Source organism: Micromonospora sp. BQ32 (assembly GCF_059358895.1).
Genome location: NZ_JCADBI010000004.1, coordinates 233720 through 257575, shown reverse-complemented (window position 1 = coordinate 257575; position 23856 = coordinate 233720). Strand labels below are relative to the sequence as shown.

19 protein-coding genes and 1 pseudogene are annotated in these 23856 nt (G+C 69.7%); 15 read left to right on the top strand and 5 right to left on the bottom strand.

The window, feature by feature from the left end:
- Nucleotides 1-145 precede the first annotated feature (145 nt).
- Nucleotides 146-432: pseudogene (locus AC5L30_RS10730) on the top strand (dihydrofolate reductase family protein); the annotation flags it as partial.
- A 35-nt stretch (nt 433-467) separates the two neighbouring features.
- On the opposite strand, the gene AC5L30_RS10725 reads toward AC5L30_RS10730, so the two are convergent.
- Entirely contained in the window at nt 468-1049 is a 582-nt protein-coding gene (locus AC5L30_RS10725; RefSeq protein WP_494866849.1) for a DUF4760 domain-containing protein, read from the bottom strand.
- Between the two features lie 661 nt (nt 1050-1710).
- Here AC5L30_RS10725 and AC5L30_RS10720 point away from each other — a divergent pair.
- The 3 genes from AC5L30_RS10720 (at nt 1711) to AC5L30_RS10710 (ending at nt 7233) form a co-directional block, all read left to right on the top strand.
- Nucleotides 1711-2643: an MFS transporter gene (locus tag AC5L30_RS10720; protein WP_494866848.1), complete on the top strand. Its 933-nt coding sequence runs from the start codon at nt 1711-1713 to the stop codon at nt 2641-2643.
- 163 nt (nt 2644-2806) lie between these two features.
- Nucleotides 2807-3361: a substrate-binding domain-containing protein gene (locus AC5L30_RS10715; RefSeq protein ID WP_494866846.1), complete on the top strand. Its 555-nt coding sequence runs from the start codon at nt 2807-2809 to the stop codon at nt 3359-3361.
- A 206-nt stretch (nt 3362-3567) separates the two neighbouring features.
- The gene (locus tag AC5L30_RS10710; protein ID WP_494866844.1) at nt 3568-7233 is read left to right on the top strand and encodes a family 78 glycoside hydrolase catalytic domain; all 3666 of its coding nucleotides are present in this window, start codon (nt 3568-3570) and stop codon (nt 7231-7233) included.
- Nucleotides 7234-7301: 68 nt separating this feature from the next.
- Here AC5L30_RS10710 and AC5L30_RS10705 read toward each other — a convergent pair whose 3' ends face one another.
- Nucleotides 7302-8333, bottom strand: coding sequence for a LacI family DNA-binding transcriptional regulator (locus AC5L30_RS10705; protein ID WP_494866843.1), 1032 nt, complete (start codon nt 8331-8333; stop codon nt 7302-7304).
- Nucleotides 8334-8558: 225 nt separating this feature from the next.
- Here AC5L30_RS10705 and AC5L30_RS10700 point away from each other — a divergent pair, with 225 nt between their 5' ends.
- From AC5L30_RS10700 to AC5L30_RS10650, 11 genes are all read left to right on the top strand, one after another.
- Complete coding sequence (locus tag AC5L30_RS10700; RefSeq protein WP_494866841.1) at nt 8559-10079, top strand: sugar ABC transporter ATP-binding protein; 1521 nt, start codon at nt 8559-8561, stop codon at nt 10077-10079.
- The gene (locus tag AC5L30_RS10695) at nt 10076-11137 is read left to right on the top strand and encodes an ABC transporter permease (protein WP_494866840.1); all 1062 of its coding nucleotides are present in this window, start codon (nt 10076-10078) and stop codon (nt 11135-11137) included. The genes AC5L30_RS10700 and AC5L30_RS10695 overlap by 4 nt, the downstream gene beginning before the upstream one ends.
- Nucleotides 11127-12182 carry an ABC transporter permease gene (locus AC5L30_RS10690; RefSeq protein WP_494866839.1) on the top strand — a complete coding sequence of 352 codons (1056 nt, stop codon included), beginning with the start codon at nt 11127-11129 and terminating at the stop codon, nt 12180-12182. The genes AC5L30_RS10695 and AC5L30_RS10690 overlap by 11 nt, the downstream gene beginning before the upstream one ends.
- Before the next feature lie 38 nt (nt 12183-12220).
- Nucleotides 12221-13303 (top strand): rhamnose ABC transporter substrate-binding protein, encoded by a 1083-nt coding sequence (rhaS, locus tag AC5L30_RS10685; protein ID WP_494866838.1) that lies wholly within the window; start codon nt 12221-12223, stop codon nt 13301-13303.
- 61 nt (nt 13304-13364) lie between these two features.
- On the top strand, nt 13365-13742 hold the full coding sequence (locus AC5L30_RS10680) for an L-rhamnose mutarotase (protein WP_494866836.1): 378 nt from the start codon (nt 13365-13367) through the stop codon (nt 13740-13742).
- On the top strand, nt 13739-14920 hold the full coding sequence (gene rhaI, locus AC5L30_RS10675; protein ID WP_494866834.1) for an L-rhamnose isomerase: 1182 nt from the start codon (nt 13739-13741) through the stop codon (nt 14918-14920). The genes AC5L30_RS10680 and rhaI overlap by 4 nt, the downstream gene beginning before the upstream one ends.
- Nucleotides 14921-14956: 36 nt before the next feature.
- Nucleotides 14957-16990 carry a bifunctional aldolase/short-chain dehydrogenase gene (locus AC5L30_RS10670; protein WP_494866833.1) on the top strand — a complete coding sequence of 678 codons (2034 nt, stop codon included), beginning with the start codon at nt 14957-14959 and terminating at the stop codon, nt 16988-16990.
- Nucleotides 16990-18426, top strand: a complete 1437-nt coding sequence (locus tag AC5L30_RS10665) for a rhamnulokinase (protein WP_494866832.1) — start codon at nt 16990-16992, stop codon at nt 18424-18426. Before AC5L30_RS10670 ends, AC5L30_RS10665 begins: the two co-directional genes overlap by 1 nt.
- 2 nt (nt 18427-18428) lie before the next feature.
- Nucleotides 18429-19211 (top strand): (Fe-S)-binding protein, encoded by a 783-nt coding sequence (locus AC5L30_RS10660; RefSeq protein ID WP_494866831.1) that lies wholly within the window; start codon nt 18429-18431, stop codon nt 19209-19211.
- On the top strand, nt 19208-20662 hold the full coding sequence (locus tag AC5L30_RS10655) for a LutB/LldF family L-lactate oxidation iron-sulfur protein (protein ID WP_494866830.1): 1455 nt from the start codon (nt 19208-19210) through the stop codon (nt 20660-20662). The genes AC5L30_RS10660 and AC5L30_RS10655 overlap by 4 nt, the downstream gene beginning before the upstream one ends.
- Nucleotides 20659-21285, top strand: coding sequence for a LutC/YkgG family protein (locus AC5L30_RS10650; RefSeq protein ID WP_494866828.1), 627 nt, complete (start codon nt 20659-20661; stop codon nt 21283-21285). Before AC5L30_RS10655 ends, AC5L30_RS10650 begins: the two co-directional genes overlap by 4 nt.
- 148 nt (nt 21286-21433) lie before the next feature.
- On the opposite strand, the gene AC5L30_RS10645 is transcribed toward AC5L30_RS10650, so the two are convergent.
- From AC5L30_RS10645 to AC5L30_RS10635, 3 genes are all read right to left on the bottom strand, one after another.
- On the bottom strand, nt 21434-21868 hold the full coding sequence (locus tag AC5L30_RS10645; protein WP_494866826.1) for a DUF6193 family natural product biosynthesis protein: 435 nt from the start codon (nt 21866-21868) through the stop codon (nt 21434-21436).
- Nucleotides 21869-21941: 73 nt separating this feature from the next.
- Nucleotides 21942-22370 carry a hypothetical protein gene (locus AC5L30_RS10640; RefSeq protein ID WP_494866825.1) on the bottom strand — a complete coding sequence of 143 codons (429 nt, stop codon included), beginning with the start codon at nt 22368-22370 and terminating at the stop codon, nt 21942-21944.
- A gap of 9 nt (nt 22371-22379) precedes the next feature.
- Nucleotides 22380-23486: a trypsin-like serine peptidase gene (locus AC5L30_RS10635; RefSeq protein WP_494866823.1), complete on the bottom strand. Its 1107-nt coding sequence runs from the start codon at nt 23484-23486 to the stop codon at nt 22380-22382.
- Between the last annotated feature and the right edge of the window lie 370 nt (nt 23487-23856).

Here is a 23856-nt window from a genome sequence, read left to right as displayed (position 1 = left end):
AAAGGCAGACTTTGATACATGCCCTAGTTGCGCTCGTCCGGAACCTGCTCTTTCGTCAAGCGGAGCAGCCACCTTCGGGGGCAGCGCATCCCAGAAGATGCCGACGTACAAATCGCCGCGGATGAGCGGCTCAGGCGTCGGGCCCGCGCTGATGTTCGGCCGGGCCAGCTGCGGGGTGTTCTCGCCAGTTTGGCCGGACATGAAGGAATTCGCTGCCCTCAAGGAACTACCGAAGTACGTCGTCTCGACCACCCTCAGCCAGGATGCCCTCGTCGACAACTGGGCTACCACCTGCTGGTCTATCCGCTGCTGCTCGGAGCCGGCAAGCGGATGTTCAGCGACACCGACAAGGACAAGCAAATACTGAAGGTGGTCGAGTCTGAGACGTACGCCAACGGGATCACCAAGCTCGTCTACGACGTCGTCCGCTGAGGTGGCCGCCATGACCCGCGGACCGATTGCCACAGTCATGCACTTTGGTGCTGGCGCGACGACGCTTTCGTCGAACCGTCGTTCATGCTGAGCTCGGCAGGATAGCTGCCGAAGCGCTTCAGGTTGAATTTGCGGACAGCCGTGGCCCACGGGTTGTGGGTCGCCATGTGGACAAGGTGCTCGAAGTGGGACAGGTACGTCTCGCCGCGCTGTGCACGCTCGGCGAGAATGTAGGGCTCTAGGACGCGCCAAGCTTGCCGGGAGCGGTAGCTGACCGTGCCCACAAGGAGCCTCGGATCGACCGCCGCAAAAGCGAGCATCTGGCCCAGACCGTTGTAGTACAGGGACAGCCGCGCCACATGGTGGCGGGCCTCAGCTGGCAGGTCACTGACGCTGACATCGGGTGGCGGGTGGCGGATGGTCAGCTCATTGAGGACGAAGTCCTCAGCGCGTAGAAACTCGTCGCTGGACCGGTCTCGGGTCAGCAGCTCGATCGCGACGAGGGTCTGGTTGGCGGTCTGCGCCGAGCGCAGCTGGCGTAAGGCGATTACGACCGTCACGACAACCGCGACCGCAGAGCCGCACGCCGCCACGACATTCGCCAGATCGGATATCACAAGTCCGAGGGTAGAAGGTCCAGGCGAGCGTCGTTGCCTGCATCCCCCGCGCTTCGGACTGGCGCGACCATGGACGCGCTAACCAACACTGGCAGCCCTGACATCGCGGCACCCGGGACAACCGACACGGCGCCCACCACACCGCCGGCACCACCAGCCAGCGCCATACCGGCCCCCGACACCCCGACAGCGAGTACGCCGAGGCCGCGCACCCCCGCACCGAGCACACCGGGCGTCCCTGCCGGCGGGGCGAGCGTTCGCCTCCGAATCGCCCTCCGATCAGCCAGGGGACGAGGCGGGGGTCGCACTGCCCACGCAGGGCTGGATCAGTCTCGGTTTCGCCGCCGCCATCGCCGCGGTGGCCACTCTGCTTCGTCTCCATCGACGCCGCCGCGCCCGGCTGCTCTTCCCGGCACCGGTCAGCCCGGGTCCGCAGCCCACTCCGATGCCACCGTCTCTTACTCCTCGGCGGTGCCACCGGTGGCCTCCACAGAGCCTCGGGGCCGGTATATTCGCCGGCGTGACCGCGCCCTTACCCAGCACCGCCAACCAGGTTCCCCCGTACGCTTCACGCTCCGTCGTGATCGGTGATCGGCCGCACGTTTTGCGCCCAGTCTGGCTGCTGATCGGGCCGACACTCTCTGCGTCACTAGGTGCCTTCTTGCTCGCCGTCACCATCGGGCCGCAATGGGTTGCAATCCAGCAGGCCATGGATCTGCCGACCTCGGCAGTCCTCTGGATCTTCGTCGCTTACCTGCTGCCGGCGGTACTGGCGGTTGCGGTCGGCGCTCTCGTCGGTCGGCGGTGGCCGACTGCCGTCGCGTTGTCCGCGATCGCGCTGCTGGTTCCCGGGTCGCTGCTGACCGCGCTGGCCTCGGGGGAGGCTCTGCTGCTACTCGGCCGCGCGGTGACGGGGTTCGGGGCCGGTTTGGCGTGGGGCGTCACGGCGATGCTGGTGGCGCAGATGGGAGCACGACGCGTGTGGGTGATGCCCCTCGTCGCCGCCGTGGTGGTACTGGCCCTGGGTCTCGGGCCCGTGGCGGGGGTGCTTGTGGGGCGGGCGGTCGGTTGGCGGTGGCCTTTCATGCTGGCCGTGCCCTTTGGGGCGGTGGCGTTGCTGGCCACCGTGGTGAGCGGGATCGCCGTGCTGATACAGCGCGCGTCCCTGCCGGCTCAGCCTCAGGCCACGTCCGGTCAGACCGTGAGCGCGTCGACAGGCGGGCCAAGTGATCCCCGGATAGCGCATGAACGTGGCAAGACGGCCGAGCTGCTGCTGGTGACCGTCGGCGGCGTCCAGCAGGTGACGACACCCTTCTTCGGGATGGATCTCGTGCAGGAGGTGGCCCGACTGCTCGGCTCGGAGAACATCCGATCCACCAGGCTCGGCACCAGCCTGACCTTGTGGCACGCCGAGGACAGCCCCGGCCGGGCCCAACCAGGGCAGCCCAACCCCGCAGCGAGCCTGCTCGCCGCCGAGCACGGCTCGCCGCCGGTCACCGGCCCCGCCGTTATCACCGGCCCAATCTTGCACGGCAGCCCTTACCCCCTGGACGCCGGTGAGGCCGACCGGATCGCCACCCGCCTGCGCGGATAGCGGTGCGTTGTCGGCGAGCTGTCGATAGCAGACACCTTAGGCTCCCCGCAGTGACACATCCCAAGCGCAAACGGCGACGCTCCACCCCTCGAACAGAGCGCTCGGCTACCGCACGTCGGCGTCCGCCCGCGGGCTGCGCGGGCAGACCTACACCATCGGCGTGATGCTGCCCAATCTCCGCAACCCGTTCTTCGCCGACGTCCTCGACGTCATCAACGCTCAGCGGCCTCATCCTCCTCGCCCCGCTGGCCTCCCGGCAGCGCCTGGAACGCATCGCCCGCACCGTACCGACCGTCGTCGGCCGGCACGGACGCTCGGCCGTCTACGACACCGTCGCAGACGACGACTTCATCGGCGCCGGCCCTCCACCACCTACACGCAGCTGGGCGGCTATCTCGGCGCGCAGCAGTTGCTCGCCCGGCCGCAGCGACCGACGGCCATCTTCGCCGGTGTCGATATCGTCGCCATGGGAGTCCTGGACGCCCTCGCCGATGCCGGTCTGTCGGCGCCCGCCTACATCTCCGTCGCCGGCTACGACAACACCACCTTCGCCGCCTTCGGTCCGATCTCACTGACCACCGTCGACCAGGCCGGCCACCAGATCGGCACCAACGCCGCCCGGCTACTGCTCGACCGCATCACCGACAGCAACCGGCCCACCACCCAGGTGAAGTTCTCCCCCACCCTTGCCGCCCGGCGGACGACAGCTCCCCTGTAGTCCCCTGCGGCAACGCCAGCGGATCCGATTCGAGGGTCCGTTCATATTCATCGTCATGAACGTCTTCACTTGACCATCGCGAGGGCGTAACCTTCCTGCAACGAACACTGAAACGATTCATCTCTTCCATCGCCCCTCCCGGCCCGGGCCGTCCACCGCCCACGTCCGTGCCGGGAGACCGCCGCTCAGAAGGATGAGGACCTGGAATGATGCGCAGAACGCGCCGTTGTGCCGCACCCTCCGCGCTTCTCGTACTGCTGCTCGGCCTAACGCCGGTGGTGGCGCCCGTCCCAGCCACCGCAGCACCGGCAGCCGCGACGCCGACCGTGACCGACCTGACCACCGAACGCGCCACCAACCCGATCGGCCTGGACGTGGCGCGGCCCCGACTCGGCTGGCAGATCCAGGCCACCGCCCGCGGCGTGCTTCAGGAGTCGTACCAGGTGCGCGTCGCCACCAGCACGGACCGCCTCAACGCCCCCGACGTCTGGGACAGCGGCCGGGTCCGGTCGCGGCAGAGCACCCTCGTCCCGTACGCCGGCCCGCAACTGCGACCCCGCACTCGGTACGCCTGGCAGGCCCAGGTCTGGGACACCGCCGGCAACGCCTCCGGCTGGAGCGCGCCCGCGTTCTGGGAGACCGGCGTACACGGCGGCGCGGGCTGGCAGGCCGACTGGATCGGCATGCCGTCGGTGACCGAAGCCTGGACCGACTACACGGTGCAGACGACGGTACGGCTGGAACGCGACGCGGCCGGAATCTACCTCCGTGCCCGGGGCGCGGCGAACGCGTACATGTGGCAGTTCTCCATCACCGACGGCAGTGCGAAACTGCGCCCGCACGCCCGGGTCAACGGCGCCTGGACGGTGCTCAAGGAGGTGCCGCTCGGCGCAGTCGTTCCGGCTGACCGGCTGACCACGCCGCACACCCTGCGCATCACCGCCGCCGGAAACACCATCACGACCTGGGTCGACGGCACCCAGGTCGACGTCACCACCAGCACGGCGCACCCGTCCGGCTCGGTCGGCCTGCGGACCAACGGGTTGGAGTCCGGCGTCTTCTCCAACTTCTCGGTGACCAGCGGCGGCCAGACGCTCTTCGCGGCCCCGCTCACCGACGGTGTGAACCCGTTCGGGGCAGGCACGACAACCGCGGCCGGCCTGCGGGTCAGCGGCGACACCGAAGCCATGCTCACCGCGCTGGACGCGAACCCGCTGCTGCGCCGTAGCTTCCGTGTCGACGGTACGGTCGCCCGGGCCCGGATCTACGCCACCGCGCTCGGTGTCTACCAGCTCTCCCTCAACGGCCAGCGGGTCGGCGACCACGAGCTGGCACCCGGCTGGACCGACTACCACAAGCGGGTGCAGTACCAGACCTACGACGTGACCGGCCAGCTCCGCCCGGGCGACAACGCCCTCGGCGCCCTGCTCGGCGATGGTTGGTACGCGGGCAGCATCGCCTGGTTCGGCACCGACAACTACGGCTCCCGGCCGCACCTGAGCGCGCAACTGCGCATCGACTACACCGACGGTCGCAGCGCGACGGTCAACACCGACGGTTCGTGGCGCGCCACGGCCGGGCCGTTCCTGCAGAGCGACCTGATCCACGGTGAGACCTACGACGCACGGCGGGTGCCGGCCGGCTGGAACCAGCCCGGGTTCAACGACTCCGGCTGGAAGCCCGCCACCGTCGACGCCGTCGACGCCACCGACAAGATCGTCGCCCAGGTCGACCCGCCGGTGCGGGTCACCCAGGAGTTGCCAGCCCGGGTGCTGACCCAGCCCGCCCCCGGCACCTGGATCTTCGACCTCGGCCAGAACATGGTGGGCAAGGTGCGGCTGAAGGTCAACGGCCCGGCCGGTACGACGGTACGCATCCGGCACGCCGAGGTGCTCAACCCGAACGGCACCGCGTACACCGCCAACCTGCGTACGGCGCGGGCCACCGACCAGTACACGCTGCGCGGCGGCGGTGCCGAGGTCTACGAGCCGACCTTCACCTTCCACGGCTTCCGGTACGTCGAGCTGACCGGCTATCCGGGCACCCCCGACCTGTCCTCGGTCACCGGTCTGGTCATGCACACCGACGGGGAGCTGACCAGCGAGTTCCAGACCTCCAACGCCATGGTGAACCGGCTGCACAGCAACATCACCTGGGGACAGCGCGGCAACTTCCTGTCCATCCCGACCGACACCCCGGCGCGCGACGAGCGGCTCGGCTGGACCGGCGACATCAACGTCTTCGCCAACACCGCGACGTTCAACATGGACAGCCTGACGTTCCTCACCAAGTGGTTGCAGGACCTACGCGACGCGCAGTCGGCCAACGGCGCGTACCCCGACGTCGCGCCGCGCGCCTGCTGCGGGGACGGCGCGACCGGCTGGGCCGACGCCGGGATCACCGTGCCGTACGCGTTGTGGCAGCGCTACGGCGACACCCGGGTGGTCGAGGAGCACTACGCGTCGATGGTGCGGTACGCGTCCTGGTTGCAGAGCACCAGCTCCGGCAACCTGCGGACCAACGCCGGCCCGTACCTCGACTGGCTCAACCTGGAGGACCCGACGCCGGCCGGGGTGGTCGGCACCGCGTACTACGCGTACAGCATCCGCCTGCTGGGAGAGTTGGCCGCGGCCATCGGGCGCGACGCCGACGCGACCCGCTACGCGGCGCTATCCAGGGCCATCACCCAGGCGTTCGTCAACACCTACGTCGCGGCCGACGGCACCGTGCAGGGCGACAGCCAGACCGGCTACGTGCTGGCCATCGGCATGGGCCTGCTGACCGATCCGCTGCGGGCCAGGGCCGCCGACCGGCTGGTCGCCAATGTGCAACGGCACGACTGGCACCTCTCCACCGGCTTCCTCGGCACCCCGGACCTGCTGCCGGCGCTGACCGCCACCGGGCACCTGGACGTCGCCTACCGGTTGCTGCTCAACGACACCTACCCGTCGTGGGGCTATGAGATCGGCAAGGGCGCGACCACGATCTGGGAGCGCTGGGACTCGATCAGACCCGACGGCAGCTTCGGCGACGTGGGGATGAACTCCTTCAACCACTACGCGTACGGCGCGGTGGGCGACTGGATGTACCGGACGGTTGCCGGCATCCAGCCCGACGCCGCCAACCCCGGGTACGCGCACGTCACGTTCGCCCCCCAGCCAGGAGGTGGCCTCACCTCGGCCAAGGCGTCGTACCGCTCGGCGTACGGGACGATCGGCAGTGACTGGGACCTCGACGCGCGCGGCGACATGCGGCTGCGTCTCACCCTGCCGCCCAACACCACGGCGACGGTGCGCTTCCCGGCACCCGGACGTGAGGCGGTCACCGAGGGCGGCCGGCCGGCGGAGCAGGCTGCCGGAGTGCGGTTCGTCCGGATGGACGGCGCGGTCGCCGTGTACGAGATCGGGTCCGGTTCCTACTCCTTCGCGGTCGTCCCACCGACGAGGGCGTACGACCACGTCGACCTCGGCGTCGCGGCGGCCGAGCAGGCGCACGGCCTGACGGCCTCCACCTACTCGGGCACCAGTACGGAGGCCGGGTTGACCCGCCGGTACACCGACGTGACCCGTCCCGGCGGTTGGTTCGAGTTCGACCTCGCGGTCCGGGCGGGTGAACCGTTCGCACTGCGCTCGGTGGAGACGTACGACGGGCCTCAGCTCAAGGACTACCAGGTGGTCGTGGACGGGGCGGTGGCGCACACCCGCTCGTGGCAGCGCACGGCGGGCGGGCCCGGCACGGTCAGCTACCAGTTCGTCGTCAACCTGCCGGACGCGACCCGCGACGGGGTCGTGCGGGTGCGGTACCAGGACACCGGCACCGGCTACGACCCGTCGATCGCCGACGTCTGGGCGATGCCCGTTCCGGCGGCCTGACCAGGCTGGGTGTTGCCGAGAAGCCGGGCGGGCGTCCGCCCGGCTCCTCGGTTGTCAATGAGCGGCGGTCAGCGCCGGGTGCGCCGGGGTTGGTCGCTGGAGCGGCGCACGACCAGTTCGGGCTGGAACACCACGTGTCGGTGCCGGTGGGTGTCGCCGGACTCGGCCTCTTCGAGCAACAGCTCCGCGGCGGCGCGGCCGAGCTGGTCGCGGGGCTGGCGCACCGACGACAGTGGCACCGCCGCGGCGCCGGCGAACTCGATGTCGTCGTAGCCGACGATGGCCACGTCGTTCGGCACCCGCACGCCGCGCGCGGTCAGCTCCTGGAGCACACCGAGCGCGATCAGGTCGTTGGCGCAGAACACAGCGGTGGGGCGCTTACGGACCGGTAACGCGAGCAGCTCGTCGGCGGCGCGTCGGCCAGCGGCGACGGTCAGGCTGGTGGTCACCGCCACCCGCAGGTCAGCGGTGCTGCCGCGGTCCTGCAGAGCTGCGGCGGCCCCGGCATGCCGGTCGGCAACCTGGGCGATGGTGAGCGGGCCACCGAGGTAGGCGATGCGTTGGTGGCCCTGGTCCAGCAGGTGGTCCATGGCGAGTCGGCCGCCGAGCACGTCGTCGACAGCCACCGAGCAACGGTTCGCCCGGCCCGTGCCCCGGTCCACCAGCACCACCGGGATGCCTCGCTCGATGAGCTTGTCCAGAATGGGCTGCGGGCCGTGGTCGACCGGGGTGATGAGCACGCCACGGACCCGCTGTTCCTCCAGCAGCTCCAGGTGGCGGCGTTCGCGGGCGCTGTCCTCGCCGCTGTTGCAGACGACGAGCATGGCGCCCGCTGCCTCGATCACCTGTTCGGCCCCGCGCACCACGTCGGTGAAGAACGGGTTGGCCACGTCCAGGACGACGATGGCAACGGTGCGACTGTGCCCGGCGCGCAGTTGGCGAGCGGAGTCGTTGCGGACGTAGCCGAGGGTGGTGATGGCGTCGAGCACCCGCTGACGGGTGGCGGGAGCGACCGTGTCGGGTCGGTTGAGTACGTTGCTCACGGTGCCGAGGGATACGCCGGCATGCCGGGCGACCTCCTTGATGTTCGCCGTTGCCATGGCTCCCCAGATGCTCCGTGCGGTGGTCGTGACCCGTGTCGACCGGGTCGCTCGGCAGTGTATAGCGCTTAAAACGTTTCATGCAGCTCACCTGCAGCGCTGCGCGCTGGCCCTAGGGCCCGCGTCAGCAACAAGGAAGAAATAGCACCGAAACCCTTGACGCTCTCGAAGGCCGACCCCTACCGTCCATGCAACAGCTAATGAAACGATTCAGGAGGAGTTCGGATGACCGCCGACGCACCGGGCGCGCACGCTCCGCTGCTGGTCCTCGACGGCGTGACGAAGTCCTTCGGGGCCGTGGCCGCACTGCGCGGGGTGCACCTGGCGCTGCACTCCGGTGAAGCCCACGCCCTGGTCGGCGAGAACGGGGCGGGCAAGTCCACGTTGGTGAAGGTTCTGGCCGGCGCACACGCACCGGACTCCGGCTCGATGACCCTGGACGGGCAACCGCTGCGGCTGCGCGGTCCCGCTGACGCCCGGACCGCCGGCATCGCGGTCATCTACCAGGAGCCGACACTCTTCCCGGACCTCTCCGTGGCGGAGAACATCTTCATGGGTCGGCAACCGCTGCGCGGTCTGCGTCGCATCGACACCGCCGCGATGAACCGCGACACCGAGCGGCTGTTCCAACGGTTGGGTGTGCGCATCGACCCGACCCGACCCGCGCGCGGTCTGTCCATCGCCGACCAGCAGCTCGTCGAGATCGCCAAGGCGATCTCGTTCGACGCCCGCGTCCTGGTCATGGATGAGCCCACCGCCGCGCTCTCCGGGGTGGAGGTCGAACGGCTCTTCGCGGTCGCCCGGTCGCTCTGCGAGGGTGGTGCGGCCGTGCTGTTCATCTCGCACCGGTTCAACGAGGTGTTCGACCTGTGCCATCGCGTCACGGTGCTGCGCGACGGCGCCTGGGTCTCCAGCGACCGCGCCGCCGACCTGACCGTCGACGAGGTGGTGCGGCGCATGGTCGGCCGGGACGTCTCCTCGCTCTACCCGAAGCAGGACGCCGAGCTGCGGGACACGCTGCTGGAGGTTCGCGGGCTGACCCGGGCCGGCGTCTTCGCCGACGTGTCGTTCTCCGTCCGGGGCGGGGAGATCGTCGCGCTCGCCGGGCTGGTCGGCGCCGGCCGCAGCGAGGTCGCCCGCGCCGTCTTCGGTGTCGACCGCTACGACGCGGGTGAGGTGCTGGTGGCTGGCCGGGCCGTCCCGGCGGGGAACCCGGGCCGGGCGATCGCCGCCGGCATGGCGCTGGTCCCCGAGGACCGACGGCAGCAGGGCCTGGTGATGGAGTTGTCGGTGGAGCGCAACGCCACGCTGGCCCGCCGCCGGGCGCTGAGCCGGATGGGCCTTTTGCTCGGCGGCGGGGAGCGCGCCGAGGCCCGCCGCTGGACGCGGCGGTTACAGGTGAAGGCCTCCCGGCTCGGCGCGCCCGTGGCGACTCTCTCCGGCGGCAATCAGCAGAAGGTCGTGCTCGCCAAGTGGCTGGCCACCGAGCCACGGGTCCTGATCATCGATGAACCCACCCGCGGTATTGACGTCGGCACCAAGTCCGAGGTGCACCGACTGCTCTCCGAGCTGGCCGGCGAGGGCCTGGCCATCCTCATGATCAGCAGCGAGCTGCCCGAGGTGCTCGGCATGGCCGACCGAGTTCTCGTCATGCACGAGGGGCGACTGGTTCGCGAGCTGCCCCGGGCCGAGGCGGACGAGACCTCCATCATGTTCGCCGCCACCGGTCAAGGAGCGACCGCATGAGCCTCACCGACGCCGGCGCGCCCGAACGGGCCGCCGGGAACGCCCCGACCGACACCGGTCGGCAGCGCCGCAGCCTCACCGAACGGCTGCTCGCCGTACGCGAGCTGAGCCTGTTGATCGCGCTCGGTCTGCTGGTCCTGGTGACCACCCTGCGCAACGACCGGTTCCTGAGCGGCCAGAGCATCAAGGACCTCCTGCTGGGCTGCGCGATCCTGGTGATCCTGGCGGTCGGCCAGACCCTGGTCATCGTCACCCGCAACGTCGACCTGTCCGTCGGATCCATCCTGGGTCTGGTTGCCTTCGCCACCGGCTCGCTGTTCCTCTCCGCACCCGGTACGCCGTGGCCCGTGGCGCTCGCCGCGGGTGTCGCGCTGGGCGCGCTGTGCGGCGCGGTCAACGGCGGCCTGATCGCGGTGGCCCGGGTGCCCGCCCTGGTCATCACCCTCGGCACCCTCTACGCCTTCCGCGGCGTCGACTACTACTGGGCTTCCGGGCGGCAGATCAACGCCGCCGACATGCCCCCGTCGTTCCTGCGCCTGGGCAACCAGACGGTGCTCGGCGTACCCGTGCTGTTCCTCGTCGCGCTGGTCGTCGTCGCCGCCGTCGGTTTCTACCTGCGTTCCTACCGCAGCGGCCGGGAGCTGTACGCGATCGGCTCCGAACCGGCCGCCGCCCGGCTCTCCGGCATTCCGGTAGGCCGGCGGGTGTTCGCCGTCTTCGTCGCCAGCGGTGCGCTCGCCGGGCTCGCCGGCGTGCTGTACGCGGCCCGGTTCGGCACCCTCGACGCGGCCGCCGGCACCGGCCTGGAACTCCAGGTCGTCGCCGCCGCCGTGGTCGGCGGGGTGGCGATCTTCGGAGGCAGCGGCAGCGCCTACGGCGCGGCACTCGGCGCCGTGCTGCTGACCACGATCGGCAGCTCACTCGCCGTCCTGCGCATCGACCCGTTCTGGCAGCAGGCCGTGGTCGGCGCACTCATCCTCGCCGCCATCGGGCTGGACCGGCTCCTGGCCCTCCGGGTGGCGGCCCGGCTCCGAGGGAGAAGCGCGCATGGCGCATGACAGCCTGTACGCCGCACCGACCACCGCCGAGGCCGAGCCCGGCGCGGGCCGCCTCGCCGGCCTACGCGGGCTGGTCGGCTCCTGGGACGCGGTGATCGTCGCCGCCCTCGTGGTGGCCGTGCTGGTCGCCAGCCTGACCGTGGAGAATTTCGCCACCGGCCGCAACGCCCAGTTCCTACTGCTCGACCTGATGCCGCTGGCGCTCATCGCGCTGCCGATGACCCTGATCGTGATCACCGGTGAGATCGACCTCTCGGTGGCCAGCATGGTCGGGCTGTCCAGCACGCTGATGGGGCAGCTGTGGCTCTCCAGCGGACTGTCCCTGGAGTTGATCTGCGTCCTCGTGGTGCTGCTGGGCGCCGCGCTCGGCGCGGTGAACGGCCTCTTCGTCACCGGCTTCGGTCTGCCGTCGCTGGCGGTGACCATCGGCACGCTCGCCCTCTACCGGGGGTTGTCCTTCGTGGTGCTCGGCGATCAGGCGGTCGCCGACTTCCCGGCTGACTGGACCGCCGCCGTGGTGCGCACCATCCCCGGCACGTCGATCCCGGTCGTGGTGGTCCCGCTGCTGCTGCTCGCCGTGGCCTTCGGGGTCGTGCTGCACGCCACCGCCGCCGGTCGCGCGCTCTACGCCATGGGAAACAACGACCAGGCCGCCACGTTCACCGGCGTCTCGGTGGCCCGGGCGAAGTTCTGGCTCTTCGTGGTCTCCGGCGCGGTGTGCGGGCTGGTCGGCATCTTCTGGACGCTGCGGTACGCCAGCGCCCGCGGCGACAACGCCACCGGGCTGGAGTTGACCGTGGTGACCGCTGTGCTGCTCGGCGGTGTGTCGATCTTCGGCGGCCGGGGTGCCCTGCTCGGTGTGGTGGCCGGCGTGCTGCTCCTCGGCGTCCTGCGCAACGCGCTGCAACTCGCCGACGTCGACGCCAACGCGCTGACGATCGTCACCGGCAGCCTGCTCATCGCATCCGTCGTGCTGCCCAACGCCGTCGCGGACATCCGCGCCCGGCTGCACCGTCGACGACAGCGGCACGCCGTCGCTTCGTGACGCTCCCCCGCACACCCACCACCCCCGGAAGGATGACGATGTCCGCATACCGCAGAGGCCTCCGGGTCGGGGCCACCAGCCTCGCCCTCGCCGCACTGCTGCTCAGCGTCGCCTGTGGCGGCACCACCCGCGACAACTCCACCGACGACGCCGGCGCCGGCAACCAGGCGAGCGGTGCCGCCAATCCCGACGCCGCCATCAAGGAAGGGTTGAAGATCGCCTTTCTGCCGAAGGCCCTGAACAACCCCTACTTCACCGTCTCGGACAACGGCGGCAAGGACGCGGTCACCGAGTTCAAGGGCGAGTTCAAAGAGGTCGGCCCCTCCGAGGCCAGCGCCTCCTCCCAGGTCAGCTACATCAACACGCTGTCCCAGCAGGGCATGGACGTGATCGTCACCTCGGCCAACGACCCGAACGCGATCTGCGGGGCCCTCAACCAGGCCAAGGCGGCCGGCGCGAAGATCGTCACCTTCGACTCCGACACCAAGCCCGAGTGCCGGCAGATCTTCGTCAACCAGGTGACCGCCGAGGGCATCGCCGAGAACCAGGTCAAGCTCATCTCGCAGCAGATCGGCGGCGAGGGCGAGATCGCCATCCTCTCCGCCACCGCCAACGCGACCAACCAGAACGCCTGGATCGCGCTGATGAAGACCGAGCTGACGAAGCCCGAATACAGCAAGATCAAGCTGGTCACCGTGGCGTACGGCAACGACGACGACCAGAAGTCCTTCCAGGAGACCCAGGGTCTGCTGCAGTCGTACCCGAACCTCAAGGGCATCATCTCCCCGACCACGGTCGGTGTCGCGGCGGCCGGCCGTTACCTCAGTGGGTCGCAGTACAAGGGCAAGGTCAAGCTGACCGGGCTGGGCACCCCGAACCAGATGCGCCAGTACGTCAAGGACGGCACCGTCGACGCGTTCGCCCTGTGGAGTCCGGCCGACCTCGGCTACCTGGCCGCGTACGCCGGCGCGGCGCTGGCCTCCGGTCAGATCACCGGCGCCGAGGGCGACACGTTCAAGGCCGGCAAGCTCGGCGAGTTCACCGTCGGGAAGGACGGGGTGGTCATCCTCGGCCCACCCACCGTGTTCGACAAGAACAACATCGACCAGTTCCAGTTCTGATCGCCCTCCCGGTCGGTGCCGGCGCACGCCGTGCACCGACCGGGGAGCCGACGGGAGAACCGTGCCCCGCGTCTGCTTCACCCTTCAGGTAGACCCCGAACGTCTGGACGAATACCGCGCCCGCCACGAGCGGGTCTGGCCGGAGATGCTCGCCGCACTGGCCGAGAGCGGCTGGCGGGACTATTCGCTCTTCCTCCGCGAGGACGGCCTGCTCGTGGGCTATCTGGTCACCGACGACTTCGCGGCGGCCCAGGCCGCCATGCAGGCCAGTGACGTCAACGCCCGCTGGCAGGCGGGGATGGCGTCGTACTTCGTCGACCTCGACCAGGGCGCACCCGACCGCGCCATCCGGCCACTGGACGAGGTCTTCAACCTTGAGGCGCAGCTTGCCGCAGATCCTGCGGCGCGGTCCGCCGTAGAGACGGGAGAAACATCATGACGCAGCCCGACGCGCGGACCCTCGAACGGGTCAAGCTGACTCTGCGGTCCCAGCGCATCGAGACGCCTTCCTGGGCGTACGCCAACTCCGGGACCCGCTTCAAGGTCTTCCCGCAGGAAGGGGTGCCGCGTAACCCGTACGAGAAGGTCGCCGACGCGGCGGTCGTCCACCGGCTCACCGGCATCGCACCCACGGTGGCGCTGCACATCCCGTGGGACCGGGTCGACGACTACGCCGACCTGGCCGCGTTCGCCGGGGATCACGGCGTCGGTCTGGGCGCGATCAACGCCAATGTCTTCCAGGACAACGACTACAAGTTGGGCAGCGTCACCAACCCCGACCCGGGAGTGCGCCGCAAGGCCATCGACCACCTGCTCGAGTGTGTGGACATCATGGACCGCACCGGCTCCCGTGACCTGAAGCTCTGGTTTTCCGACGGCACCAACTACCCCGGCCAGGACGACATCCGCGCCCGGCAGGACCGGCTCGCGGCGGCGCTGCGCGAGACGTACGACCGGCTCGGCGACGACCAACGGCTGCTGCTGGAGTACAAGCTTTTCGAGCCGGCCTTCTACACCACCGACGTGCCGGACTGGGGCACCGCCTACGCGCACTGCCTGGAGCTGGGCCCGAAGGCCCAGGTGGTCATCGACACCGGGCACCACGCCCCGGGCACGAACATCGAGTTCATCGTGGCGTTCCTGCTGCGCGTCGGGAAGCTCGGCGCGTTCGACTTCAACTCGCGCTTCTACGCCGACGACGACCTGATGGTCGGTTCCGCGGACCCGTTCCAGCTGTTCCGGATCATGTACGAGATCGTCCGGGGCGAAGCGTTGGCGCCGGAGGCCGGCATCGCGTTCATGCTCGACCAGTGCCACAACATCGAGGCGAAGATCCCGGCCATCATCCGCTCGGTGCTCAACGTGCAGGAGGCCACCGCGAAGGCGCTGCTCGTCGACGCGGAAGCCCTGGCCGCCGCTCAGCTCAGCGGTGACGTGCTCGCCGCCAACGCCGTGCTGATGGACGCGTACAACACCGACGTCCGACCGCTGCTCGCCGAGCTTCGTACGGACCTGGGCCTGGATCCGGACCCGATGGCCGCGTACGCCCGCTCCGGCTACTTCGACACCATCCGCGCCGAACGCGCCGGCGGCCAGCAGGCCGGCTGGGGCGCCTGACCACCACTGAGAAACGCAGACTGGGGACGTGAGGACATGCAATCCGAGGTTCAGGCGCTGATCGCGCGTAGCAACCGGCTCGGCGCCGACCCGACCACGACGAACTACGCCGGGGGCAACACCTCCGCCAAGGGTGCGGCCACCGACCCGGTCACCGGTGGCCCGGTCGAGCTGCTCTGGGTGAAGGGCTCCGGCGGTGACCTCGGCACCCTCACCCCGTCCGGGTTGGCCGCGCTGCGGTTGGACCGGCTCCGCGCCCTCGTCGACGTCTACCCCGGCGTCGAGCGGGAGGATGAGATGGTCGCGGCGTTCGACTACTGCCTGCACGGCCGGGGCGGCGCCGCGCCGTCCATCGACACCGCCATGCACGGACTGGTCGACGCGACGCACGTCGACCACCTGCACCCCGATGCCGGTATCGCGATCGCCGCCGCCGCCGACGGGCCGGAGCTGACCAAGGAGATCTTCGGCGACCGGGTGCTGTGGGTTCCGTGGCGGCGGCCCGGCTTCCAGCTCGGCCTGGACATCGCCGCGGTGGCACGGGCCAACCCGCAGGCGATCGGCGTGATCCTCGGCGGTCACGGCATCACCGCGTGGGGCGCGACCAGCGACGAGTGCGAGCGCAACTCGTTGGACATCATCCGGTCCGCGCAGGCGTATCTGGACGAGCGGGGCCGGGCCGAGCCCTTCGGGCCGGTCATCGCCGGCTACGAGCCGCTGCCGACCGACGAGCGACGGCGGCGGGCGGCGGCGTTGTTCCCGGTGCTGCGGGGTCTGACGTCCACCGACCGGCCGCAGGTCGGCCACTTCACCGACAGCGACGTGGTACTCGACTTCGTGGCGCGGGCGAAGCACCCCGCGCTCGCCGCGCTTGGCACGTCCTGCCCGGACCACTTCCTACGCACCAAGGTCCGCCCGATGGTGCTCGACCTGCCGCCCACCGCGCCGCTCGAAGATGTGATCGCCCGACTCCGGGAACTGCACGCCGCCTACCGCGACGACTACCGCGCCTACTACGAGCGGCACGCCACCTCGGACAGCCCGCCGATGCGCGGCGCCGACCCGGCCGTGGTGTTGGTGCCCGGGGTGGGCATGTTCAGCTTCGGCGCCAACAAGCAGACCGCCCGTGTCGCCGGGGAGTTCTACGTCAACGCCGTCAACGTGATGCGCGGCGCGGAGGCCGTGTCGCGCTACGCGCCGATCGACGAGGCCGAGAAGTTCCGGATCGAGTACTGGACCCTGGAGGAGGCGAAGCTCCAGCGGATGCCGAAGCCGAAGGCCCTCGCCACTCGGGTCGCGTTCGTCACCGGAGGTGGCTCCGGGATCGGCCGGGCGATCGCCCGCCGACTCGCCGCGGAGGGCGCGTGTGTCGTGGTCGCCGACCGTGACGCGCCGGCGGCCGCTGCCGTCGCCGCCGAGATCGGCACCACCGACGTGGCGGTTGCCGTTGCGGCCGACGTCAGCGACGGTGACGCCGTGGCTGCCGCCCTACGCGAGGCGGTGCTGGCCTTCGGCGGGGTGGACCTGGTGGTCAACAACGCCGGGCTGTCGCTGTCCAAGTCGCTGCTGGAGACGACCGAGGCGGACTGGGACGTCCAGCACGACGTGATGGCCAAGGGCTCCTTCCTGGTCTCCCGGGAGGCCGCGCGGGTGCTGCTGGCGCAGGGAATGGGCGGGGACATCGTCTACATCTCCAGCAAGAACTCCCTGTTCGCCGGTCCGAACAACGTGGCGTACGGGGCGGCCAAGGCCGACCAGGCCCACCAGGTCCGACTGCTTGCCGCCGAGCTCGGCGGCCACGGCATCCGGGTCAACGGTGTCAACCCGGACGGGGTGGTCCGCGGCTCCGGCATCTTCGCCGGAGGCTGGGGTGCCCAACGGGCCGCCGTCTACGGCGTGCCGGAGGAGAAGCTGGGCGAGTTCTACGCCCAGCGCACCCTGCTCAAGCGGGAGGTGCTGCCCGAGCACGTCGCCAACGCGGTCTTCGTGCTCACCGGCGGCGAACTGTCGCACACCACAGGCCTGCACGTCCCGGTGGACGCCGGTGTCGCCGCGGCCTTCCTCCGCTGATGACCGCCGTGCGACTGGCCGCTGTGGACGTGGGCGCGTCCAGCGGTCGGGTCATGCTCGCGCGCGTCGGACCGGGGATGGTGGAGCTCACGGAGGCGCACCGGTTCCGCAACGAACCCGTGCGGGTGGCAGGCACCCTGCACTGGGATGTCCTGGCTCTCTACCGGGGCGTGCTGGAAGGGCTGAGCGCTGCCGGCCCGGTCGCTGGAATCGGCATCGACACCTGGGCGGTGGACTACGGGCTGCTCGACGCCACCGGGGCTCTGCTCGGCAACCCGGTGCACTACCGCGACGGGCGTACCGAGGGCGTCAGCGACCGGGTGGCGAAGCAGCTCGGACCGGAGCGGCTCTATGCCACGACTGGGCTGCAACACCTGCCGTTCAACACCCTCTACCAGCTCGCCGCCGCCGCTGGCACACCCCAGTTGGAGGCCGCGCACCGGTTGCTGCTGATTCCGGATCTCCTCGCGTACTGGCTCACCGGTGAGGTCGGCGCCGAAGTCACCAACGCCTCCACCACCCAGCTGTACGACCTGCGTCGCCGCGCCTGGGCGACCGACCTGATGACCGACGCCGGGATCCGCAGCGAGCTGTTCCCGCCGCTGCGCGAGCCGGGCACCCGGATTGGTCCGGTCCTGCCCGCGCTCGACCTACCCGGATCGCCTGACGTGGTGGCGGTGGGATCGCACGACACGGCCTCGGCGGTGGTCGGTGTGCCGGCGGTCGGTGAGCACTTCGCCTACATCTCCTGCGGCACCTGGTCTCTGATCGGCGTCGAGCTGGACGCCCCGGTGCTCAGCGAGCCGAGCCGGAGGGCCAATTTCACCAACGAACTCGGCGTCGACGGCACGGTCCGCTACCTGCGTAACGTGATGGGCCTCTGGCCACTGCAGGAGTCACTGCGAACCTGGGGCACCACGGACCTGCCCGCCCTGCTGCGGCAGGCGGCTGACGAGCCAGCCTTCCGCTGCGTGGTGGACCCGGACGACCCCACCTTCCTGCCCCCCGGCGACATGCCCGCACGCATCGCCGTGGCGTGCCGGCGCACCGGGGAGCCGGTGCCGGCCAACCCGGCGGCCACCGTCCGGTGCATCCTGGACAGCCTCGCCCTGGCGCACCGGCGGGCCGTCCAGCAGGCGCAACGCCTCTCGGGCCGACACGTCGACGCCGTGCACGTCGTCGGCGGCGGCGCCCGCAACGACCTGCTGTGTCAGCTCACCGCCGACGCCTGCGAACTGCCGGTGCTCGCCGGGCCGGTCGAGGCCACCGCCCTGGGCAACGCGCTGGTGCAAGCCCGCGCCCTCGGCGTGATCGGCGGTGACCTGGCGTCGCTGCGGTCCGTGCTACGGCAGAGCCAACAGATCGTGCGGTACGAGCCACGCGGCGACACTGCAGCGTGGCGGGCAGCTGCCCGACGCCTCGGATGGGACGACTGACCATGCGAATAGCTTTGTTCGTCACGTGCCTGGCCGACACCCTGTTCCCAGCGGCGGCCACGGCAACGGTACGGCTGCTGGAACGGCTCGGTCACGAGGTCGTCTTTCCGCAGGACCAGACCTGCTGCGGGCAGATGCACATCAACACCGGCTATCCGGACGACGCGCTGCGTCTGGTACGTCGGCATGTGCGGACCTTCGCCCCGTACGACGTGGTGGTGGCCCCGTCCGGCTCGTGCGTCGGCTCGGTGCGCCACCAGCACGCGATGGTCGCCCGGAGGGCCGGCGACGAGCGGTTAGCCAGCCAGGCCGAGGAGGTTGCCCGCCGCACGTACGAGCTGTCGGAACTGCTCGTCGACGTCCTCGGGGTGACCGACCTCGGCGCCTACTATCCGCACCGGGTGACGTACCACCCGACCTGCCACTCGTTGCGGATGATCCGGGTGGCGGACAAGCCGCTGCGGTTGTTGCGTGCGGTCCGCGGCCTGGACCTGGTGGAGCTGCCGCAGGCCGAGCAGTGCTGCGGCTTCGGCGGCACGTTCGCGGTGAAGAACGCGGACACCTCGACGGCGATGCTGGCCGACAAGATGCGCCACGTGCTGGCCACCCGGGCCGACGTCTGCACCGCCGGGGACGCCTCCTGCCTGATGCACATCGGTGGTGGCCTGGCCCGGCTGCGCACCGGCGTACGCACCGTGCACCTCGCGGAGATCCTGGCCAGCACCGAGCGCACCACGGACCCGATCGAGCAGCCGCAGCCGCGGACGGGCGGGGTGCCGGTATGACCCGGACCTTCCTCGGCATGCCGGCCACCGCGCCGCGCGGTGTCGGGCACCTGCGCGGCGACGAGCCCTTCCCGGTCGCGGCCCGGCGCGGCCTCACCGACGCCCAACTACGCCGCAACCTCGGGCACGCCACCACCACCATCCGGGCCAAGTCCGCCGCCGTCATCAGCGAGGTCCCCGACTGGGAGGAACTGCGCGACGCCGGCCAGGCCATCAAGGCCGACGCCATGGCCCGCCTGCCGGAGCTGCTGCGACAACTGGAGACGGCGGTCACCGCCGCGGGTGGCACCGTGCACTGGGCGGCCGACGCCGTCGAGGCCAACCGGATCGTCACCGACCTGGTCACCGCGACCGGCACTGACCGGGTCATGAAGGTCAAGTCGATGGCCACCCAGGAGATCGGCCTCAACGAGGCGCTGGAGGCCGCCGGCATCGAACCGGTCGAGACCGACCTCGCCGAGCTGATCGTCCAACTCGGCCGGGACAAGCCCAGCCACATCCTGGTCCCCGCGATCCACCGCAACCGGGCGGAGATCCGCGAGATCTTCCTGCGCGAGATGCCCGGGGTGGACCCGGCGCTGAGCGATGAACCCGCGATCCTGGCCGCGGCGGCCCGTCGCCACCTACGTCGTACGTTCCTCAGCACCCGTGTCGCGATCTCCGGGGCGAACTTCGCAGTCGCCGAGACCGGCACCCTGGCGGTGGTCGAATCCGAGGGCAACGGCCGGATGTGCCTGACCCTGCCGGACACCCTGATCACCGTGATGGGCATCGAGAAGGTCATCCCCACCTGGGCGGACCTGGAGGTGTTCCTGCAACTGCTGCCCCGGGCCTCCACCGGTGAGCGGATGAACCCGTACACGTCGATGTGGACCGGCGTCACTCCCGGCGACGGACCGCAGGACTTCCACCTCGTGCTGCTGGACAACGGTCGAAGCGCAGTGCTCGCCGACGAGGTCGGCCGTCAGGCGCTGCACTGCATCCGTTGCTCGGCCTGCCTCAACGTCTGCCCCGTCTACGAGCGCACCGGTGGCCACGCGTACGGGTCCGTCTATCCCGGACCGATCGGCGCTGTGCTCTCACCACAGCTGACCGGCGTCGAGGACAATGCCTCCCTGCCGTACGCCTCATCGCTGTGCGGCGCGTGTTTCGACGCCTGCCCGGTGAAGATCGACATCCCGTCGATCCTGGTGCACCTGCGCGCGGAGCACGTGACGGCATACCGCAGCGAGCATCGCCTGCCGAACGCCGAGGCGATCACCATGGCCGCCGCCGCGTACACCATGGATCACCTGCCGTTGTACGAGGCCGCCCAGCGCGGATCGCGGCTCGCCCGCTTCGCCGGCCGGCGTGGCCGGGGCGTTCCTCCGCCATTGTCCGGCTGGACCGTAAGCCGCGATCTGCCGCAGCCGCCTCCGCAGACCTTCCGCGAATGGTGGGTGCAACGATGACCTCCCGCGAGTTGATCCTCGGTCGACTGCGTGCGGCTCTCGGCCCGCCACCCAGCTCCCCCGGCGCGGTCGCGCGGAACTATCGGCCGCCTGGCAGCGCCGTGCACCTGGACGTCCTGGTGCACCGGCTCATCGACTACCGGGCGACGGTGCACCAGTGCTCCGACGGCGAGGTGGCGCAGGTCGTCGACGGGATCCTCGGCGGACGGCGGGTCGTCATCCCGCTGGGGCTGCCCCGCCACTGGCTGCCCGACACCGTCGAGGCGCTCGCCGACGACGATCTCCCGACCGACGAGATCGCCACCGCCGACGGGGTGGTCACCGCAGCGGCGGTGGCGGTCGCCGAGACCGGGACGGTGATCCTCGACGCGGCCGCCGACCAGGGACGGCGGGTCATCACGCTTCTGCCCGACGTGCACATCTGCGTACTGCGTGCCGACCAGGTCGTGGCGGGGGTGCCGGACGCCCTCACGCGCCTCGACCCCCGCCGCCCCCTCACCTGGATCAGTGGTCCCTCGGCCACCAGTGACATCGAACTCAACCGGGTCGAGGGCGTCCACGGCCCCCGCAGTCTGCACGTGGTGATCGTCCGCGCGGAGCACACCCCTCCGACCCACGGATGAGCGCCCACCACCGTCTCGGCAGGTCTCGCGCCTGAGATCAGCAGCGGTCTAGTGGTCAGCGGGCGCCGTGGTGCCGACCTGTCGCGGCGACGCCGCGGTCGCCCTTCCCATCGCACTGGAAGGTTGACCGCTTCCTCATGTGACCTCGCTAGGGCATAGCAGATGCAGCATGTGCAAGAACCTCTTCAAGGGGCACGGCCTGCTGAGGCTCGGAGACGTCTGTGCCCTCTAGTTGAAACCGGCCGTCGCGGGTGCGCAGGATCTTGATCATGGGTTTCGAACGGTCTTCCGGGTTGGACTCAAGGAAGAGGACTGTGCGGTGACTGATCGACGGGGACAGCTGACGCAGCCGTGGGTGAGCATGAGCCGCCTCTAGAAGAGGTCGAATCACCGCCAGATCCTCGTCGTGCAGGAGGAGTTCCCATTTGACGGCTAGCGGATAACCGCCTCCGTAGGAGGCCCTGACGCTAACTGAAATGCGGGACGCTTGGGCACGGCAGGATTTACCCAGGGCCGCGAGACGGGCAAGCTGCGCCTCATTGGAGAGCGTCTGCACGACGAGGCGCTCCGCGATCGCGGGCATACGGAGACCGGCGTTGCAAAGGATCGTCACGCCGATGATCTCAGGCGACGGCTAGTCGTCTGCCGATCTGGCGTCAGCTCAGAGGTTCGACCTTGCGATTACCCAGGGCGGACGTGAGTCGCACCGGGACCACCGACTCCTTGGCGATTGCTGGGCACTCCTTGCCGGCCGCTTCGGATAGCAGTCCGACGCGGATCCGGAGGCGCACCGCGGTTTCACTTTCTGTCACTTCCGGTTCGGCGCCGTAACAGTCGGCGGGTCCGGCCGTCACGGTGACCTCGAGGGTGCGATCGTCGACACTGCGCCAATCGCGCCACTGAACAACCTGCGCGTCGATTAGGTCGCTCCGGGTCGGCAACGCTTCCGGCCGCGTCGGTCCGGTCGGCGCTCGGACGCCTGACGTGTCGCTGCCGGGCTCGGCTGCGGAGCCGCAGGCGCTCAATGCGGCCACCACAGCCAGCAGCCAAGCAGCCAGTGGAAGTGGTGGCCGCATTATTCTCATGAGTTCAACTTACCAATCAGCGTTGGCGGCGTTCATCGCGTCGACGACAGCCTGGTCGAAGTATGGCCCCTTGTTGACGCCTTCGCTGTTCACCGTGGACATGACCGAGCGGACCGAGCCGAGTCCGCTGGCGTTGTCGTAGTTCCAGGTCCACGGTCCGCCCGAGGAGCCACCTCCGAAGTTGCAGGTGATCTTGGATTTGTTGTCCAGGATGCTGTTGTCGGTGGCCGTGCCCCAGCAGGCCCACATGACGTTGCCGCCGTCACGGTTGCTCGGATATCCGAAGATCGACGTGTCGAACTCGGTGCCACCGTTGTAGACCAGGCCGTGCCCGCCGATGGTGTTGACGACTGTCGTGTTCCAGTCGCCGCCGGAGTAGGTGGTCACGAAGCCGACGTCCCGGTTGAGGTTACTGTTGTTGATCCACTCATTGAAGGTCCGCAGCCAGTACGCCTGGAAGCGGCCGACTGGGTCGTGGTCGGTGTTCAAGGCGTTGTATCCCGGCACGAAGACGAGGTTCTGCAGCCAGGTGCCGCCCTGTCCGTCATGGACACAGTGACCGGCGGTGATCAGCACGCGCTTGGACGAGGTGTTGATCGCTGACGCCGAGCACCACGAGCCACTTTCGTACCCACCGATGAACAACTTGCCATTGGTGATCGAGAAGTTCGTCACCGGTGGCGGGGCGTTGGTCCCGCTCTGCGAGATCTGGGCGGCCACCGGCTTCGCCGCGACGGCGGCCGCCTTGCTGGCCACGGCGCGGGCCTTGTTCTCGACCCATTCCGCATCTCCGGGGGCATCCAGCGGCTTGGCTGCCTTCATCCGTTCTGGCGTCCAGTACGCCAGCACCTCGGGGTCTCCGCCGGTGCGCTCGAACGACTTCAACTGTGTGGGCGTGTAGTTGCGCACCGCTTTGTCGCCCGGCAGCCGCACCGGGGCAGGTGCGCTGCTGGTGCTCAGATCGGAGCCGCTGATCCAAGCCGGCGAGGGGTTCGCCCCGGCGCGAGCGCCCGCGGGAGCGGTGAGTAAGGCGATTGTTGCGACGGCCGCAGTCAGTGCGGCGGCCCCCAGGCGTCTCAGGCTTCTCGGACAACGGATTTTGCTTGACAAATCCATCCGGCTGACTCCCCCTGTTCAGCAACCGTTTCCGGTGCTCTCGAAGCCGTCTCCATGCCGCTCGGCGACGGCTGCCATCGAGAGGTGAAGCTACCGAAGGAATCGTTCTGTATCTATGTCATTCCATGGACCGCAAGTGCGCGAGGAGCTATCGAGAGAGATCGAATCAGTGCGACCTGCGCATGCAGGCGCCAATGTGTTTTTGGACACATCCTTGCGTCGTTCGTCTTGTACGCCAACGGCGGATGATGTGCTCGCCAACCGCACCCGCAGCCAGGCCGGTGGGCCGGCATGGGAAAGGGATCTTCAGAATTAAGCGGATTCGCATAGATTCGTGATACTCAATGCATTCAACCGGCATCGCCGTCGA

Excerpts from the sequence above, each read along its gene's own strand:
- AC5L30_RS10670 (WP_494866833.1), top strand. The coding sequence starts at position 14,957 with ATGCAATCCGAGGTTCAGGCGCTGATCGCGCGTAGCAACCGGCTCGGC.
- AC5L30_RS10645 (WP_494866826.1), bottom strand. The coding sequence starts at position 21,868 with ATGCCCGCGATCGCGGAGCGCCTCGTCGTGCAGACGCTCTCCAATGAG.
- AC5L30_RS10705 (WP_494866843.1), bottom strand. The coding sequence starts at position 8,333 with ATGGCAACGGCGAACATCAAGGAGGTCGCCCGGCATGCCGGCGTATCC.
- AC5L30_RS10655 (WP_494866830.1), top strand. The coding sequence starts at position 19,208 with ATGACCCGGACCTTCCTCGGCATGCCGGCCACCGCGCCGCGCGGTGTC.
- AC5L30_RS10640 (WP_494866825.1), bottom strand. The coding sequence starts at position 22,370 with ATGAGAATAATGCGGCCACCACTTCCACTGGCTGCTTGGCTGCTGGCT.
- rhaS (WP_494866838.1), top strand. The coding sequence starts at position 12,221 with ATGTCCGCATACCGCAGAGGCCTCCGGGTCGGGGCCACCAGCCTCGCC.
- AC5L30_RS10660 (WP_494866831.1), top strand. The coding sequence starts at position 18,429 with ATGCGAATAGCTTTGTTCGTCACGTGCCTGGCCGACACCCTGTTCCCA.
- rhaI (WP_494866834.1), top strand. The coding sequence starts at position 13,739 with ATGACGCAGCCCGACGCGCGGACCCTCGAACGGGTCAAGCTGACTCTG.
- AC5L30_RS10665 (WP_494866832.1), top strand. The coding sequence starts at position 16,990 with ATGACCGCCGTGCGACTGGCCGCTGTGGACGTGGGCGCGTCCAGCGGT.
- AC5L30_RS10700 (WP_494866841.1), top strand. The coding sequence starts at position 8,559 with ATGACCGCCGACGCACCGGGCGCGCACGCTCCGCTGCTGGTCCTCGAC.
- AC5L30_RS10695 (WP_494866840.1), top strand. The coding sequence starts at position 10,076 with ATGAGCCTCACCGACGCCGGCGCGCCCGAACGGGCCGCCGGGAACGCC.
- AC5L30_RS10710 (WP_494866844.1), top strand. The coding sequence starts at position 3,568 with ATGATGCGCAGAACGCGCCGTTGTGCCGCACCCTCCGCGCTTCTCGTA.
- AC5L30_RS10650 (WP_494866828.1), top strand. The coding sequence starts at position 20,659 with ATGACCTCCCGCGAGTTGATCCTCGGTCGACTGCGTGCGGCTCTCGGC.
- AC5L30_RS10715 (WP_494866846.1), top strand. The coding sequence starts at position 2,807 with ATGCTGCCCAATCTCCGCAACCCGTTCTTCGCCGACGTCCTCGACGTC.
- AC5L30_RS10635 (WP_494866823.1), bottom strand. The coding sequence starts at position 23,486 with ATGGATTTGTCAAGCAAAATCCGTTGTCCGAGAAGCCTGAGACGCCTG.
- AC5L30_RS10690 (WP_494866839.1), top strand. The coding sequence starts at position 11,127 with ATGGCGCATGACAGCCTGTACGCCGCACCGACCACCGCCGAGGCCGAG.